The following is a 15,953-nucleotide window of genomic DNA, read 5'->3' on the forward strand; positions in this document are numbered from 1 at the left end:
CCCCGTTGACCGGTCCGCCCCCGCTGCGTATAGCGCGCCCTCACCGCAGGGCGACACGCCACGCGAGGCCCATGGGGCGGAGTAGCTCAGCTGGTTAGAGCAGCGGAATCATAATCCGCGTGTCGGGGGTTCAAGTCCCTCCTCCGCTACCATTCCAACATATTGAATTACACGGTTTTCCCTAAATCGTCGCCGGACACGCCCACATCAGTTGGGAGTCTTTGTTCCCCTTTCGACCTTCCCAATGGCGTATCCCCCAGCGCGCTATCGCGATTCAGATAGTGACTATCGAGGATTGCCCCCACATCCTTGAGCTCCAGTCTAGCGCCTTCGGCCAGCAGGGCCTGTTCAAGCAGGGCGTACTGCTCGCTGTCGAGGTGCAACACGACCGTCTGGCCATCGGGATCGATTGCCATCGCGGAATACATCTTCAACTCGTGGGCGGTGCAGTCCTCCGCCACGTCGAGTAGATCGTCGATCGTTTCGGCTTCGCCATATGTCGCGAGGATGGACAATTTGGCCCAGCCCATCCGCAGCCACTTTCCTCCTGCGATACACCCCTTCGGCCATGGATCACTTTTCACAGTAAGCCAAAGATGAATGGCAGATTAATGGCAAACATGTCACTGACTTGGAATTACATTCCCCGAATTCAAGGGATGATGTAAAATTACAACATAAGAAATGTCAATATAGGCATAAACATAACACTAGCACTTTACGCTCGATCATTATTCCTCTTAAGGACGCATCGCTTTCATGGAATGATGAATGAGGTAGAAACAATGAAGAAACTTATCGCAGCGGTCGCACTGCTTTCCGCCGGCGTCGCGGCTCCCGCTTTCGCGCAGGACGCCACGCCTTTCTCGGGACCCTATATCGGCGCCGTCGTCGGCCTCGACCACACCGATTTCGATGCCCGCACCCATGACAGCGGCCTGCTCTATGGCGGCGTGGTCGGCTATGACATCAACCTGAACGGCGCCGTGTTCGGCATCGAGGGCGAATATGCCGATTCCGACACCAAAGATCGCGCAACCAATATCCTGATCCCCGGCGACAGCGCTTCGCTGAAGACCGGCCGCGATCTTTATGCGGGCGTCCGCATCGGCGGCGAAATAGTCAACAACGTCATGCTCTATGCAAAGGGCGGCTACACCAATGCCCGCGTCAAGGCGGTCTATGACGATGGCGTCGACCTTTCGCGCGCCAGCAAGAATCTGGACGGCTATCGTCTGGGCGCCGGTGTGGAAACCACCTTCAATGGCTTTACGGCGCGCGCGGAATATCGCTATTCGAGCTATGAGCATATCGTGGGCGTAAAGCCGGAACGCCATCAGGCGGCGCTGATCCTCGGCTACCGCTTCTGATCGACCGGTTATCGGAAAACAATGTTGCAAGCCCCGCCATCGTGCGGGGCTTGTTTCATTTTATCGCCGCCCTTGCCGCCACGCGCAGTTCATTGCGGATGGGGTGGATGTTCGACGGCAGGTGCTGGGTCATGAGGATGGCGATCATCCGTTCCACCGGGTCGATGAAGAAATGCGTCGAAAAAATGCCGCCCCAGCTATAGACCTGCGTTCCCAGCTCCATGGCGAAACCCAGGCCAAAGCCCAATCCCGCATAATCCACTTCGCTGAACATGCCCGTCGACATGCTGGTAAGATCACGGCCGCCCGGCAACTGATTGGTCCGCATCGCTTCGACCGTTTCGGACCGCAGCAGCCGCACGCCATCCAATTCTCCGCCGCGCAGCAGCATCCGCGCGAAACGGTGATAGTCCCCGGTCGAGGAAACGAGCCCGCCGCCGCCCGCGCGGAATCGCAGGGGACGGCTCCAACCGCTCCGCGCGCCGCGATCGCCCAGCGCCAACCCGCCGCCCGGGACAAAACGCCATGCATCGGTCAGGCGGTCCACCCGATCGGCAGGCACGGTGAAGAAGGTGTCGGGCATCCCCAGCGGATCGAATATCCGGGCACGGAACAGGCTTTCCAGATCCATCCCCGTCAGCCGTTCGGCCACGACCCCCAGCACATCGGTCGAAACCGAATAATTCCAGTTTTCCCCCGGCGAAAATTCCAGCGGAATATCCGCCAGCGCAGCGATGAAATCGTCGGATGACCGCTTTTGCTGAAACTCGTCCAGCCCCAGTTCGCGGTAGCGCGCGTCGATGGCTGTCCGCCGCTGCAAGCCATAGGTAAAGCCTGATGTATGGCGCAGCAGGTCGATCATCCGCATCGGCCTTTTGAGCGCCTTCTCCTCCATACCCACGCGCAGCCGGGCGAATTCGGGCACCACATCGGTCACCGGATCGTCCAGCGCCACCAGCCCCTGCTCCACCAGCATCATGAAGGCGACCGACGTCACCGGCTTCGTCATGGATGCGATACGGAACAGCGCATCCTCGCACAGCGGCTCCCCGCTGGCCCGCGCGCGTCCCCCGCTCACCGACAGGACGATCCGCTCGTCCCGCGACAGCAGCAGTTGCAAATGCGGCAATTTCCCGCTCGCCACATAGGTTCGGTCGAAATACGCCACCAGCGCGTCGATCCGGTCCGGGTCCATCCCCACGTCCCGCGCCGCATCCCGATCGGCAAATCCTGTCATATGCGCTTGTGCCATGTCCGCGATCGCTAAAGCAGCGCCGCGCTCAGGTAAACCGTCATCACCTTGCCAAGACCCCGCCCACGCCTCTATTGCAACCGGCCTGAACGGCAAGCACTGGACCCTGAATGGACATGGCCACGGGCCTTTCCGCAATCTTCCTCCAGAACCGCCCTGCCCTGCTGCGTTTCTTGCGGGGCCGCGGCGCTGGCGACGATGCGGAGGACATGTTGCAGGACATGTGGATGAAGCTGGAGGCGAAGGATCTCGGCCCGGTGGCCGATCCCCTGCCCTATCTTTATCGCATGGCCAATAATCTGATGCTGGACCGCTACCGCTCCACCGTCCGCCGCGCAAAGCGCGAGCAGGACTGGGCGGAGGGTGCGGGCGGCGTGATGGCCGATCCGACGAGCGATATGGCCGTGGACGAACGGATGATCCTGACGCAGCGGCTGGGGGAAGCGCGCGCCGTGCTGCGCGACCTTGGCCCGCGCGTCGAACTGGTGTTCCGCCGCTTCCGTATCGAGGGGGTCGGCCAACGACAGATCGCGCAGGAACTGGGCGTAAGCCTCACCACCGTGGAGAAGGATTTGCAGAAGGCCTATCGCGCCATGATCGCCCTCAAGCAGAGGCTGGAGACGGAATGAGCGCGATGGTGGCGTCACAGCCTGCAAGGGGTGAAAAATGAACAGGGCTGATGCCATGATCCATGAGGATGCGCTCATGTGGGTGATCCGCACGCGCGATCCGGAATTTGTCGATTGGGAAGGCTTCACCGCATGGCTGGAGGTCGATCCGGCCCATGCGGCGGCCTATGACGCGCTGATGGCGCAGGATGCGGGGCTGGAACAGCTCATCCCCGCCGATCCCGTGCACATGCCCGCGCCCGCGAACGACGCCGGTGATCCGGGCGAACGGCGCTGGAGGCCCATGCGCTGGATCGGCGGCGGCGCAGTGGCGGCGGCGCTGGTTGCGGTGGTTTCGCTCAGCGTCGTGAACCGGAGCGACATCTACACCGTCACGACCGCGCCCGGCGAAAGCCGCATGATTGCGCTGGACGACGGCACGCGGATCGACGTGAACGGCGGCACGACGCTGCGGCTCGACCGCAAGGATCCGCGCTTCGCCGCGCTCGATAAGGGCGAGGCGGCCTTCACCGTGCGGCATGACGATACCCATCCCTTTCGCGTGATGGTGGGCGACGATGTGTTCGAGGATGCGGGCACCGTCTTCAACATCGTCCATAGCGGCGCTTCGACCCGTATCGGGGTGTCGGAAGGCAAGGTGATCTACAACCCCTCCGCGCAGGCCATCGCCCTGCCCGCAGGCCGCGCCCTGACCCAGGACGCCACGGGGCTGCACGTCATGCCCATCGCGCCCGAAGCCGTGGCAAGCTGGCGCAGCGGCCGGCTGGTCTATGCCAACGCCCGGATCGATGAGATCGGCGAGGATATTGCGCGCTCCATCGGCGTGCGCCTGACCGCCACGCCCGGCGCTGCGGCGATGCGCTTCACCGGCACCATCGCGCTGGACAAGGACCCGGCCCGTTTCTTCACCGGCGCCGCGCCGCTCATGGGATTGACCGCCGTTCGTCAAGGGGACGGATGGCTGCTGAAAGAAGGGGATGGTCCGCAAAGCTGACGTCCTTTTCGTCACCGCCCTCGCCATAGCGGCCGCAACGCCTGCGCGGGCGGCGGACAGACAGAATATAAACCTCGCTCCCGGCAGGCTGGGCGAGGCGGCGATCGCGCTCGGCCATCAAACGGGCGCCAGCATCGGCATGTCGGATCAGTCGCTCGCAGGCATCGCCACCCCTGCCGTGCGCGGACGGATGTCTGCGGAAGCCGCGCTCAAGCGCCTGCTCAAGGGTAGCCATGCCTCCATACGCCGGATCGACGACCGGACGTTCCGTATCGTGCGCGCGTCTCTTCCGGCGCGGCCCATCCCTCATCGTCCCGCCAGCACCGCCGCGCTCCCGCCAGCGCCGCCGCCAGCGGAGATCATCGTCACCGCTTCCAAGCGTGACGTGCCGCTGCCGCGCTATGCCGGCCTGGTGGACATGGTGAGCGGCGGTCTGTTCGACAGCGGCGAAGCAGCGGGCGGATCGGCGGCGCTCCTCTCCCGCGTGGCGAGCCTCAGTTCCACCCATGCCGGATCGGGCCGCAACAAGCTCTTCATCCGCGCCATCGCGGATTCGGGCGTGGCGGGGCCGACGCAGGCAACGACGGGACAATATCTGGGTGACATGCGCCTCAACTACGCCGCGCCGGACCCGGACCTGCGCCTTTACGACATGCGCGGCGTCGAAGTGCTGGAAGGGCCGCAGGGCACGCTTTACGGCGCGGGATCGCTGGGCGGCATCATCCGCATCATTCCCAATCCGCCCAATCTGGGCGAAACGGGCGGCCAGATTTCGGCGGGCGTCTCCGCCACGCAGCATGGCGATCCGGGCGGCGACCTGGCGGCGGTGCTCAACCTGCCCATCGTGCCGGAGAAGATCGCGCTGCGCGTCGTGGGCTATGGCGTGCAGGAGGGCGGCTATATCGACGACCGGTTACGGGATCGCGACGACGTTAACCGGACGCGCATCTACGGCACGCGGGCGGCGCTGCGTTTTGCGCCCGACGAGGATTGGACCATCGACCTCAGCGGCCTCTACCAGCGGATCAACGGCCGGGACGCGCAATATGCCAGCCGAAACAGCGGACGCCTGACACGGGATTCGAGCGTCGCCCAGCCCTATCATTCCGATTATCTGCTCCTCAACGCACGGGTGGAGCGGCAATGGGACGATATGCGCTTCGTGTCGTCCACCGGCTATGTCCGCAACATCCTCGCCGAAAGCTATGACGCGACCCAGCCCGGCGGACCGCCCGCCCTGTTCCGACAGAGGAACAAGGTGGAGATTTTTTCGACCGAAAACCGGCTGGTGCGCGATCTGGACAATGGGCTGGGCTGGATATTGGGCGCATCCTATCTCGAAAGCACGTCCGACATCCGCCGGTCGCTCACATCCTATGGCACGGCGGCTTTCCAACCGCAGATCATTCCCGGCGTCCCCATGTTCGGGCGGGGCATGGCGGCGACAGCAACAGGCGTGCGTAACCGGATCAAGGAAGCGACGATCTTCGCCGAAGCCTCATTCGAACCGGTCAAGGGGCTGATCGCCACGCTGGGCGGACGGCTGACCAACAGCCGCCTGTCGGGTGAGGCGAACGATCCCATCTCCCTGCTCGCCGCGGCCGATATCGCCTATGCCGAAGCGCAGGCCAACCGCGGCGAAACCATGTTCCTGCCTTCCGCCTCGGTGCTGAGCGACGCCCTGCCCGGCATCACGCTCTACGCGCGGTTTCAACAGGGGTTTCGTCCTGGCGGTCTGGCCGTGGACGACCAGCGCATCGAACGCTTCCGCAATGATCGCGTCTCGACGCTGGAAGCGGGTTTCCGCAAAGGCGTGCCCGGCCGCGATCCCGTGGCGATTTCCGCCAACATCGCCTATACGGACTGGCGCGACATCCAGGCGGACGTGACCGACCGGATCGGGCTGCCGACCACGGCCAATATCGGCGACGGCCGCATCTATACGATAGAGGGACGCGTGGTGCTGCGCCCCATGCCGAAGATCACGCTCGACGCCAGCATGATCTACAATGACAGCCGCCTCGATCAGCCCGCGCAGTTCCTGCGGACGCTCTCCTATGACGGCCGCAGGCTTTCGCTGCCCAATGTCGCTGATCTCAGCGGGCGGCTGGCGGTCGACTATCGCACGCCGGTAAGCGACCTCCTCTCGCTCCATCTGTCGGCCTCCGCACGCTATGTCGGAAAATCGCGGCTGGGCGTCGGCCCGATATTGGGCCGCACCCAGGGCGATTATGTCGACACCGCCTTTTCCGCCAGCCTGACGCGCGGCCCCATGCAATGGTCGCTTTCCCTGTCCAATCTGTTCGACAGCAACGGAAACCGCTTTTCGCTGGGAACGCCCTTCGACCTGCACAGCGATTATTATACGCCGCTGCGGCCGCGCACCGTCCGCGTCGGGCTTGATTTCGCCTTCTGAACGCCGGGTGAATATTTCAGGACGGGTTTGATCGGACGGCAGCGTCCCTCTCGCACAGGCGCACGAAAGAAAGCGCGCCCACGCAGAGGAGACATCATGCGACATCTCTTGGCCTGCACGGCCATCACGCCCGTTCTGGCGGCCCTGGCGGCTGCTCCTGCTTCGGCGGAAACCAAGATCGATTCCAGCACGACCACGGCGGTCAAGACTTCCACCGTCGCCAATGGCGCGGCGGACGACATCAATGTCACGTCGGGCGGCTCCATCAAGCTGACCAGCGGCGCGGCCATCACGATGGACAGCAACAACAAGGTCACTAATGCGGGCACGCTGACGATCAACGACGCCAACAATGTGACCGGCATCATCGTGGCCCCCGGCACGACGGGCGCCATCACCAACAGCGGCACGATCACGCTGACGGAAGATTATACCGCCAAGGACGACGACGATGACGGCGATCTGGACGGCCCCTTCGCCAAGGGATCGAACAAGAAGGGCATCTGGGTCCAGTCCGGCACTGCCCATAACGGCGCGATCGACCATAGCGGCACCATCACGATCGAGGGCAATCAATCGGCGGGCATCCGCCTGGACGCCCCGCTGACGGGTAATCTTTCCACCAGCGGCACGATCAATGTGGTGGGCGACAACAGCTATGGCGTGCTTGCCAATGACGTGACCGGCAACGTCACGCTGCGTGGATCGACCACCGTGCAGGGCGCGAACAGCGTCGGCGCGGCGTTGCTGGGGGATGTCGACGGCGCGATCAAGATTCAGGGCACCATCGCCAGTTCCGGCTATCGTTCCACCACTCGGCCCGCCGATACCAGCAAGCTGGATGCCGACGACCTGCTTCAGGGCGGTTCGGCGGTTCGCATCGCGGGCAATGTGACGGGCGGCATCATCTTCGACGTTCCCCCCACCCGCACCGACCAGGATGATGAGGACGATACCGACATCGATGATGACGGCCTGACCGACAGCAACGAAGGCAGCGCCTCCATCCTCACTTATGGTTCGGCCGCCGCGGTCCAGATCGGCGCGGCGGATCGCGACACCAGCATCGGCGCCGTCGCTGCGGAAAGTTCCGGATACGGCCTGATCGTGAAGGGCGCGATCGGCGGCGCCGGCGTCTATGATGGCGTCGACGCCAATGGTCTGGTCATCGGCGGGCTGGGCGGCGACGTCACCGTTGCAAAAGGCGTGCTCGTCGCAGGGTCTATTTCCGCCACATCCTATGACAGCAACGCGACCGCGCTGCGCCTTGGATCGGGGGCCACAGCGGACAAGTTGGAGATTTCCGGCACCGTGGGCGCGAACGGCTCCAGCAAGGACGGCACCTCCGCCCGCGGCATCGTGATCGATGCGGGCGCACATGCCAGCACCATTGCCGTCAGCGGCACGGTGCAGGCCAAGGCGGGCAGCGATGAAAAAGGCACGGCGGTCGCCATTGTCGATTCGTCCGGCACCGTTTCCACCCTGACCAACAGCGGCAAGATCAGCGCGACAGGCGGCAAGGCCGGATCGAATGTCGCCATCGACCTCAGCGCCAACAGCAGCGGCGTGACATTGGGACAATCCCTGGCGTCGGAAAAGGCCGATGCGCCGTCCATCGTCGGCGATGTCCGGCTGGGATCGGGCAATGACGTCATGACCGTATCGGCGGGATCGGTCGCCGGTAACATCAGCATGGGCGCGGGCGATGACAGCCTGGCCCTGTCGGGCAGCGCCAGCCATAGCGGCAACATCTCTTTCGGCGCGGGGACCGGCACGCTCAGCCTTACCAACACGTCGAAAGTGACCGGCGACGTCGACTTTGCGGGCCAGGGCAGCAGCATGACGCTGTCCGACACGGCGAGCTTCACCGGAAAACTGCTGAACAGCGGCCAGACCGCGCTGGTGCTAAGCGGCGGCACGCTCAATGCCACCAACACCGGATCGATCGCGCTGGCCTCGCTTCAGGCTGGCTCCGGCTCCATCATCGGCGTGACCATCGACGGCGCGAACGGGACGCACACCACCTATGACGTGGCCGGTGCGGCCAGCTTCGCGGACGGCTCGCAGGTCAAGGCGACCATGACCAACGTCAAGGGCGCGGCGGGCGATTATGTCATCGTCCGGGCTGGATCGCTCAACGGTTCGCCCTCGCTGTCCGGCACGACACTGCTTCCCTATATGTTCAAGGGTAGCGTAACCGCCGACAACGGCACGGGCGAAGTCACCCTGAGCGTCGCGGCGAAAAGCGTGACGGAGCTTGGCCTGTCCGGCTCCCAGGCGCGCGCCTATCAGGCGGTCTTCAACGCGCTCGACAATGACAGCGCGGTCGCCAACGCCTATCTGGCGGTCGCGGACGGCGATGCGCTCAAGGCCAATCTGCAACAGATGCTGCCGGATCATGCGGGCGGCACGTTCGAAGCGGTCACATCCGGTTCCCGCGCCACCGCGCGCATCCTCTCCGATCCGGGCGGCATCTATCGCACCAAGGACGGACGGCTGGGCTTCTGGCTGCAACAGGTCGCATTCGGCAGTTCCAAGAGCGTGGGCAACACCGCATCCTATGACATCAACGGCTGGGGCGCGAATGCGGGCGTCGAATATCTGACTGGCATCGGCGCGTTCGGCGGCTCCTTCGCCTATATCCACGGCAGCGATTCCAAGGGCGGCAGCAACCTTGCGGTCGATTCCGACCAGTTCGAACTGGCGGCGCACTGGCGTGGCGATTTCGGTCCGCTTCAGGCCTTTGCCCGCGTCTCGGCCGCGCATATCGACTTCACGGGCACACGTCGTTTCGCCAGCGGGACCGTATCGCGCTCAACCGAGGGCGACTGGTCGGGCAAGCTCTATTCCGCCACGGCGGGCGTCTCTTATGAGAAACGGATGGGCCGCCTGTCGCTGCGTCCGGCGGCCGGGATCGACTATTACCGCCTCAAGGAAAAGGGCTATGTCGAAAGCGGCGGCGGCGATGCGTTCAACCTGACCGTGCTCGGCCGCACCAGCGACGAACTGACAGCCAACGGCACCGTCACGGCCGGCTATGATTTCGGCAGCCTCGATCCGCAGGAAGGCTGGGTCCGCTTCGAACTGGAGGGCGGACGCCGCCAGATCATCGGCGGATCGCTGGGTGACACCGTGGCCTATTTCAAGGGCGGCGAGCAGTTCACGCTGGTCGCGGATGATCGCACCAATGGCTGGACCGGGCGCGCGCGCCTGATCGGCGGCACCGACAGCTTCCGCGTGGGCGGAGAGTTCAGCGCCGAGGAACAGCAAAACCACGTCGCCATAGCATTTCGCGCGACGGTAAACTTCATCCTGTGACGTCTTGAAGATGAACCGGCGGGTCGAACCCCAGACCCTCCAGATCCGCCGGTCACGCCATGTCCCCTCCCCCGGGGATCATGGCCTTGAAAGGGAAAGGGCGCCGTCCCCCATGACGGCGCCCTTTCTTTTTTTGCAGATTATGCCGTTTTGAAACCTGTGCCGAATGGTGGGCTTGGGTGGATTGCGGGCATAATTTTATCCCTCGCCCCTTGGGAGTCGGCCTGAGGCGCGTAACACTGGCCGAGCTTGCGGAGACTAGGCGGCTTGCTGGCTGGTCGTATCTGGGTGAGGGGGCATGGGCCGCTCGCTGGATAGCGCGCAGCTTCGCCTTCCTCCCCCTTTTCCAACTTCTCCCCAGGGGGAGAAGCGAAAAAGAACATCCGCAACTAGCCCCAAACCAGCCGACATGGAACCAAGGCTTGTTCCGTCAGCCCAGCGCCTTCTTCAGCAGTTCGTTCACCACCTGCGGATTGGCCTTGCCCTGCATCGCCTTCATGGTCTGTCCCACGAAGAAGCCGAACAGCGCTTCCTTGCCGCCCCGATATTGCTCGACCTTGTCGCCATTGTCGGCCAGCACCTTGGCCACCGCCGCCTCGATCGCGCCGGTGTCGCTGGTCTGTTTGAGGCCCTTTTCCTCGACGATCTTCGCGGGTTTCCCGCCGGTTTCGAGCATGATCTCGAACACCTGCTTGGCGATGGTGCCCGAAATCGTGCCGTCCGCGACCAGCGCCAGCAGTTCCGAGCCATCCTCCGGCGTCACGGGGCTGTCCTCCAGCGTCCGCCCAAGCCGGTTGAGCGCGCCATAAAGCTCCGACAGCAGCCAGTTGGCCGAAGCCTTGGCCACTGCGCCCTCGCTCTTCTTCTGGATGCGCGCGCCTTCGGCCAGCAGCGCCTCGAACCAGCGCGCGGTATCCGCGTCGGCCGTCAACGTGGCGGCATTATAGGCGCTCAGCCCCAGATCCTGTTCATAACGCTTGCGCTTGGCGTCCGGCAGTTCCGGCAGCGACTGGCGGCATTCCTCCAGAAACGCATCCTCCAGTTCCAGCGGCAACAGGTCCGGGTCGGGGAAATAGCGATAGTCATGCGCGTCTTCCTTCGACCGCATGGAGCGCGTTTCATTCTTGTCCGGATCATAGAGGCGGGTTTCCTGCACCACCGTGCCCCCGGCCTCCAGCACATCGACCTGACGGCTCGCTTCATATTCGACCACCGCCATGACGAAGCGGACCGAATTGACGTTCTTCGTCTCTGTGCGAGTCCCGAACGCTTCTCCCGGCTTGCGGACCGAAACGTTCACGTCGGCGCGCATCGACCCCTGATCCATATTGCCGTCGCACGACCCGACATAGCGCAGAATCGTTCTCAGCTTTGACAGATAAGCCCCTGCTTCGGCAGGAGAACGCATATCCGGCTTCGACACGATCTCCATCAGTGCCACGCCCGAACGGTTGAGGTCGACATAGGAGCGCGTCGGATGCTGATCGTGCATCAGCTTGCCTGCATCCTGTTCGACATGGATGCGTTCGATGCCGATCACCTTGGTTTGCGCGTCGGGGTTCTTTTCATCGAGATTGATCTCGATCTCGCCCTCGCCCACGATGGGGTGATAAAGCTGGCTGATCTGATATCCCTGCGGCAGATCGGCGTAGAAATAATTCTTGCGGTCGAAACGCGACCATTTGTTGATCTGGGCATTGATCGCCATGCCGGTCCGCACCGCCTGTCGGATGCATTCGCGGTTCGGCACGGGCAACATGCCCGGCATCGCCGCGTCGACCAGGCTCACCTGCGTGTTCGGCTCCGCCCCGAAAGCGGTCGCCGCCCCGGAAAAGAGCTTCGCGTTGCTCGTCACCTGCGCGTGGACCTCCAGGCCGATCACGACTTCCCACTCGCCGGTTGCGCCCTGAATGCGATAGCTGCTCATTTGTTCATGTTCCGATGATGAATATAGTTGATCGTGGTCAGGACTGCATTGCTGCCGAGCAGGCCAAAGACCCAACATGCCGTCAAGACGCGCAGGACGACAACCTCAAAACCCAGTTCGGCGCCGACATGATGGGCGAGCAGCGCCGCCGCCAATGCGCCAGCCAGGAAAAGCCCGCCCATCCAAAATTCGCCGCGCAGGATGACCGCATTGCCCACGCACAGCCCCAGGATGAAGAGTGCGATGAGGACGAAGAATTTGGCGAGCAGCACATGGTCGAACGGCCGATTGTCGATGTCGGTCAGCGAATTGCCGATATAGGCGCTCAAGATCGCGCCGAAAGCGACGTTCAGCGCATTCTGCGCCTCCCGCAGCACTTCGACATTACGTTCCCGAAAACCGCCCGATCTCACCACGCTTGCTCCGATGCCGGCCGAGTCAGCGACCCGCCGCGATTACCACCACTTGCTCGGCCGCGCGACGAAGCCCGCCCGTTCTTCGATCGCCAGACCCGCGTTCAGCACGGTTTGCTCGTCCAGCGCCCTGCCGATGATCTGCAAGCCCAGCGGCAACCCCTGCGTGTCCAGCCCGCCCGGCACCGCCATCGCGGGCAGTCCGGCAAGCGACGCGGGCACCGTGAACACATCGTTCAGATACATGGCCAGCGGATCGGCCTGCTTCTCGCCCAGCGCGAAGGAGGCGCTCGGCGCTGTCGGCGTCAGCAGCAGGTCGCACTTTTCGAAAGCCAGTTCGAAATCGCGCGCGATCAGCGCCCGGACCTTCTGCGCCTGCGTATAATAAGCGTCGTAGAAGCCCGCCGACAGCACATAGGTGCCGATCATGATCCGGCGCTTGACCTCCGGCCCGAACCCCGCGGCACGGGTCGCGGCATACATGTCCTGCAAGCCCGCCCCGTCCGGCAAGTCGCGCTGCCCATAGCGCACCCCGTCATAGCGCGCGAGGTTCGAAGAAGCCTCCGCCGGCGCGATGATATAATAGGTCGGCAGCGCATATTGCGTATGCGGCAGCGACACCTCGACCACTTCCGCGCCCGCATCCTTCAGCCATTCGATGCCCCGGTCCCACAGCGCCGCGATTTCCGCATTCAGGCCGTCGGGGCGATATTCCTTGGGAATGCCAACCTTCCTGCCGCGCAGGTCGCTCGAAAGCCCCGCTTCCCACTGCGGCACCGCCAGATCGAGCGAAGTCGAATCCTTGGGATCGAAGCCCGACATCGTTTCCAGCAGGATGGCATTGTCCCGCACCGTCCGCGCCATCGGCCCCGCCTGATCGAGCGACGAAGCGAACGCCACGATCCCCCAGCGCGAGCAGCGGCCATAGGTCGGCTTGATCCCCGAAATGCCCGTGAAAGCCGCGGGCTGACGGATCGATCCGCCCGTATCGGTCCCCGTCGCCGCCGGGCAGAGCCGCGCCGCGATCGCCGCCGAAGACCCGCCCGAAGACCCGCCGGGCGCCAGCGCGGCATTATCCCCGCCCTTGCGCTTCCAGGGAGAGATCACATTGCCGAAATAGCTCGTCTCGTTGGACGACCCCATGGCGAACTGGTCGAGGTTCAGCTTCCCCAGCATCCCCGCGCCCGCATCCCACAGCTTCTTCGACACGGTGGATTCATAGGTCGGCGTAAAGCCTTCCAGCATGTGCGACGCGGCGGTGGTCTGCACGCCCTCGGTGCAGAACAAATCCTTCATGCCGATGGGCACGCCCGCCAGCGGCTTCAAAGCCTCGCCCGCCGCCTTCGCCCTGTCGGCGGCATCGGCGGCTGCCAGAGCCTTTTCCGGCGTCTCGACGATAAAGGCATTGAGCGCCTTCGCCGCGGCCACATTGGCGTTGAACGCCTCGGCCACTTCGCGCGCCGAAAAAGCGCCGCCACGAAAGCCGTCGCGGATTTCCGCGACCGTCAGATCGGTCAAAGCGTTCTTATCTGTGGAATTCGGCATTATTCGATCACCTTGGGCACCGCGAAAAAGCCATGTTCGGCCTGTGGCGCGTTCGCCAGCACCTTGTCGCGCACATCGCCGTCAGTCACGACGTCCTCGCGCAGGCGCTGATGGTTGGGGATGACGGCGGTCATCGGCTGAACGCCGGTCACGTCCACCTCACCCAGTTGCTCCACCCATCCCAGGATGTTGTTGAGTTCGGGCACCATGGCCTGCGCTTCGGCATCGCTCACCGAAATGCGTGAGAGGCTGGCGATCTTCTTGACGGTCTGAAGGTCTATAGACATGGCTCGCCGCTAGCATCCGCACCTGCCCGCTTCAAGCCGTTTCGCGACTTGCCAGCGCCCCGCCCTTGCGCCAGACAGGCCGCGACGCACAGGGCCGCCGCGCCCACGCAACGGAGAGCATGGGTGGCCCGCAAATTCCTCTATATCGTCGCGACCCTCATCTTTCTGGTGATCGCGGCTTTGCTGGCCTATCGCCTCTGGGGCAATCAGATGATCCGCGCCGTCATGGTCCCGCGCGAAGCCTTCGCTCCGCTCCAGCCGCTGCCCGCCAACGCCTATGACGATCCGAAGATGTGGATCGCCCGCCCCGACATCGCTCGGGACAATCCGGCCCTCTGGACCCCCGCGGGCGTCAAGGACGCGCCGACCGCGCAAAAAGCGGCGGTTTTCTTCATCCACCCCACCTCCTACATCACCGCGCTGGGCGACGCGCATTGGAACATGCGGCTGGACGACAAGGATTCGCTGAGCACCGCCCGCCGCTTCGTGAAGGAACAGGCCAGCGCCTTCAATGCGGCAGGCGCGATCTGGGCGCCGCGCTACCGTCAGGCCAATTACGGCGCCTTCCTGACCGACAAGCCCGCAGGCGATCAGGCCATCGACGCCGCCTATCGCGACGTTTCGCAAGCCTTCGCCGCCTTCCTCAAGGCCAATCCCACAGGCCCCATCATCCTCGCCGCGCATAGTCAGGGATCGCTCCACCTGCTCCGCCTGATGCGCGATCAGGTCGCGGGCAAGCCCGTCGCGGCAAGGATCGTCGCCGCCTATGTCGTCGGCTGGCCCATCTCGGTCGAAGCGGATCTGCCCGCCCTGGGCCTGCCCGCTTGCGTGAAGCGGGATCAGGCGCGCTGCATCCTGAGCTGGCAGAGCTATGCCGAACCGGCTGATCCCTCCGCCGTCCTCACCCTGTTCGACGCGCATAAGGGCCTCACCGGAAAGCCGCGCAAAGGCACCCACATGCTCTGCACCAACCCGCTGACCGGCACGCGCAACGGTGCGGCTCCCGCCAGCGCCAATCGCGGCACGCTCCAGAGCAGGGAGGACGACAAGCCCGCCCTGCTCGTCTCCGCCGCCGTCCCCGCACGCTGCGCGGACAATGGCTTCCTGCTGATCGGGGAGCCGGTGGACATGGGGCCGTTCACCCTGCCCGGCAACAATTACCACGTCTATGACTACAACCTGTTCTGGGCCGATGTGCGCGAAGACGCCCGCGCGCGGTTGGCGGCGTTCCTGAAATGAGCGCCCCCATCCTCACCACCGACCGCGCCGTCTTCCGTGAAGCCTTGCCGCAAGGCGGCCGCCTGATCGGCATGGACGTCGGCACCAAGACCATCGGCCTTGCGCTGTGCGACGCGGGCTGGTCCATCGCCAGCCCCGCCCACACCGTCTCGCGCGGGAAGTTCAGCAAGGACAAGATCGCGCTCGCCGCCTTCATGGACCAGCAGCAGGTGAAGGGCGTGGTCATCGGCCTCCCCCTCAACCTCGACGGCAGCGAAAGCCCACGCTGTCAGGCGAGCCGCGCCTTCGCCCGCAACATAGCGGACCTTGGCCGCCCGATCCTCCTCTGGGACGAACGCTGGTCGACGCAGGCGGTGACGCGCACATTGCTGGAAGCCGACGCCAGCCGCGCCCGCCGCGACGAACTGGTCGACAAGCTGGCGGCAAGCTACATCCTGCAAGGCGCGATAGACGGGCTGATGGCGGGCTTCTAAAGTCCGCGCTGGGGGCGGTTATGGGTGGATGACCGCAAATGGCCGGAAATGGTCATTGCCCCTGGAACACAAACCTCACCCCATTAACCA

The 15,953-nt window shown here is 64.1% G+C and carries 13 protein-coding genes and 1 tRNA gene; 8 read left to right on the plus strand and 6 right to left on the minus strand.

Translation table 11 applies throughout. The annotated features are described in order from the left end of the window. The first annotated feature begins 75 nt into the window (after window positions 1–75). Window positions 76–152 (plus strand) — tRNA-Met (locus tag ATN00_RS16025). Window positions 153–167: 15 nt separating this feature from the next. On the opposite strand, the gene ATN00_RS16030 is transcribed toward ATN00_RS16025, so the two are convergent. Further along, on the minus strand, window positions 168–530 hold the full coding sequence (locus tag ATN00_RS16030; RefSeq protein WP_062066285.1) for a hypothetical protein: 363 nt from the start codon (window positions 528–530) through the stop codon (window positions 168–170). A gap of 255 nt (window positions 531–785) precedes the next feature. Between ATN00_RS16030 and ATN00_RS16035 the strand changes: the two genes are divergently transcribed. Continuing rightward, a complete protein-coding gene (locus ATN00_RS16035) occupies window positions 786–1,370 on the plus strand; it encodes an outer membrane protein (RefSeq protein ID WP_062066288.1) in 585 nt (194 codons plus the stop codon). A 55-nt stretch (window positions 1,371–1,425) separates the two neighbouring features. On the opposite strand, the gene ATN00_RS16040 is transcribed toward ATN00_RS16035, so the two are convergent. Next, window positions 1,426–2,622 carry a serine hydrolase domain-containing protein gene (locus ATN00_RS16040; RefSeq protein ID WP_197413607.1) on the minus strand — a complete coding sequence of 399 codons (1,197 nt, stop codon included), beginning with the start codon at window positions 2,620–2,622 and terminating at the stop codon, window positions 1,426–1,428. Window positions 2,623–2,738: 116 nt separating this feature from the next. On the opposite strand from ATN00_RS16040, the gene ATN00_RS16045 reads away from it, so the two are divergent. From ATN00_RS16045 to ATN00_RS16060, 4 genes are all read left to right on the plus strand, one after another. Then, window positions 2,739–3,251 carry an RNA polymerase sigma factor gene (locus tag ATN00_RS16045; protein ID WP_062068878.1) on the plus strand — a complete coding sequence of 171 codons (513 nt, stop codon included), beginning with the start codon at window positions 2,739–2,741 and terminating at the stop codon, window positions 3,249–3,251. 55 nt (window positions 3,252–3,306) lie between these two features. Next, window positions 3,307–4,245 (plus strand): FecR family protein, encoded by a 939-nt coding sequence (locus ATN00_RS16050; protein ID WP_062068880.1) that lies wholly within the window; start codon window positions 3,307–3,309, stop codon window positions 4,243–4,245. Further along, on the plus strand, window positions 4,229–6,661 hold the full coding sequence (locus ATN00_RS16055; protein ID WP_062066294.1) for a TonB-dependent receptor: 2,433 nt from the start codon (window positions 4,229–4,231) through the stop codon (window positions 6,659–6,661). The genes ATN00_RS16050 and ATN00_RS16055 overlap by 17 nt, the downstream gene beginning before the upstream one ends. Window positions 6,662–6,757: 96 nt before the next feature. Beyond that, on the plus strand, window positions 6,758–9,979 hold the full coding sequence (locus ATN00_RS16060) for an autotransporter outer membrane beta-barrel domain-containing protein (protein ID WP_062066297.1): 3,222 nt from the start codon (window positions 6,758–6,760) through the stop codon (window positions 9,977–9,979). Between the two features lie 430 nt (window positions 9,980–10,409). Here the strand turns inward: ATN00_RS16060 and gatB are convergent, their stop codons facing one another. Genes gatB through gatC form a run of 4 tightly spaced genes read right to left on the minus strand, consistent with a single transcriptional unit; the run spans window position 10,410 to window position 14,151 of the window. Further along, window positions 10,410–11,906, minus strand: a complete 1,497-nt coding sequence (gatB, locus tag ATN00_RS16065) for an Asp-tRNA(Asn)/Glu-tRNA(Gln) amidotransferase subunit GatB (RefSeq protein ID WP_062066300.1) — start codon at window positions 11,904–11,906, stop codon at window positions 10,410–10,412. After that, the gene (locus tag ATN00_RS16070) at window positions 11,903–12,322 is read right to left on the minus strand and encodes a hypothetical protein (RefSeq protein WP_062066304.1); all 420 of its coding nucleotides are present in this window, start codon (window positions 12,320–12,322) and stop codon (window positions 11,903–11,905) included. Before ATN00_RS16070 ends, gatB begins: the two co-directional genes overlap by 4 nt. Before the next feature lie 39 nt (window positions 12,323–12,361). Continuing rightward, window positions 12,362–13,864, minus strand: a complete 1,503-nt coding sequence (gene gatA, locus ATN00_RS16075) for an Asp-tRNA(Asn)/Glu-tRNA(Gln) amidotransferase subunit GatA (RefSeq protein ID WP_062066307.1) — start codon at window positions 13,862–13,864, stop codon at window positions 12,362–12,364. Beyond that, window positions 13,864–14,151 (minus strand): Asp-tRNA(Asn)/Glu-tRNA(Gln) amidotransferase subunit GatC, encoded by a 288-nt coding sequence (gene gatC, locus ATN00_RS16080; protein ID WP_021246737.1) that lies wholly within the window; start codon window positions 14,149–14,151, stop codon window positions 13,864–13,866. Before gatC ends, gatA begins: the two co-directional genes overlap by 1 nt. A 123-nt stretch (window positions 14,152–14,274) precedes the next feature. Here gatC and ATN00_RS16085 point away from each other — a divergent pair, with 123 nt between their 5' ends. Both ATN00_RS16085 and ruvX read left to right on the plus strand, forming a co-directional pair. Further along, entirely contained in the window at window positions 14,275–15,390 is a 1,116-nt protein-coding gene (locus tag ATN00_RS16085) for a DUF3089 domain-containing protein (protein ID WP_062066310.1), read from the plus strand. Next, on the plus strand, window positions 15,387–15,863 hold the full coding sequence (gene ruvX / locus ATN00_RS16090) for a Holliday junction resolvase RuvX (protein ID WP_021246739.1): 477 nt from the start codon (window positions 15,387–15,389) through the stop codon (window positions 15,861–15,863). Before ATN00_RS16085 ends, ruvX begins: the two co-directional genes overlap by 4 nt. Window positions 15,864–15,953: the final 90 nt, after the last annotated feature.

This window comes from Sphingobium baderi (assembly GCF_001456115.1).
Taxonomy (GTDB): domain Bacteria; phylum Pseudomonadota; class Alphaproteobacteria; order Sphingomonadales; family Sphingomonadaceae; genus Sphingobium; species Sphingobium baderi_A.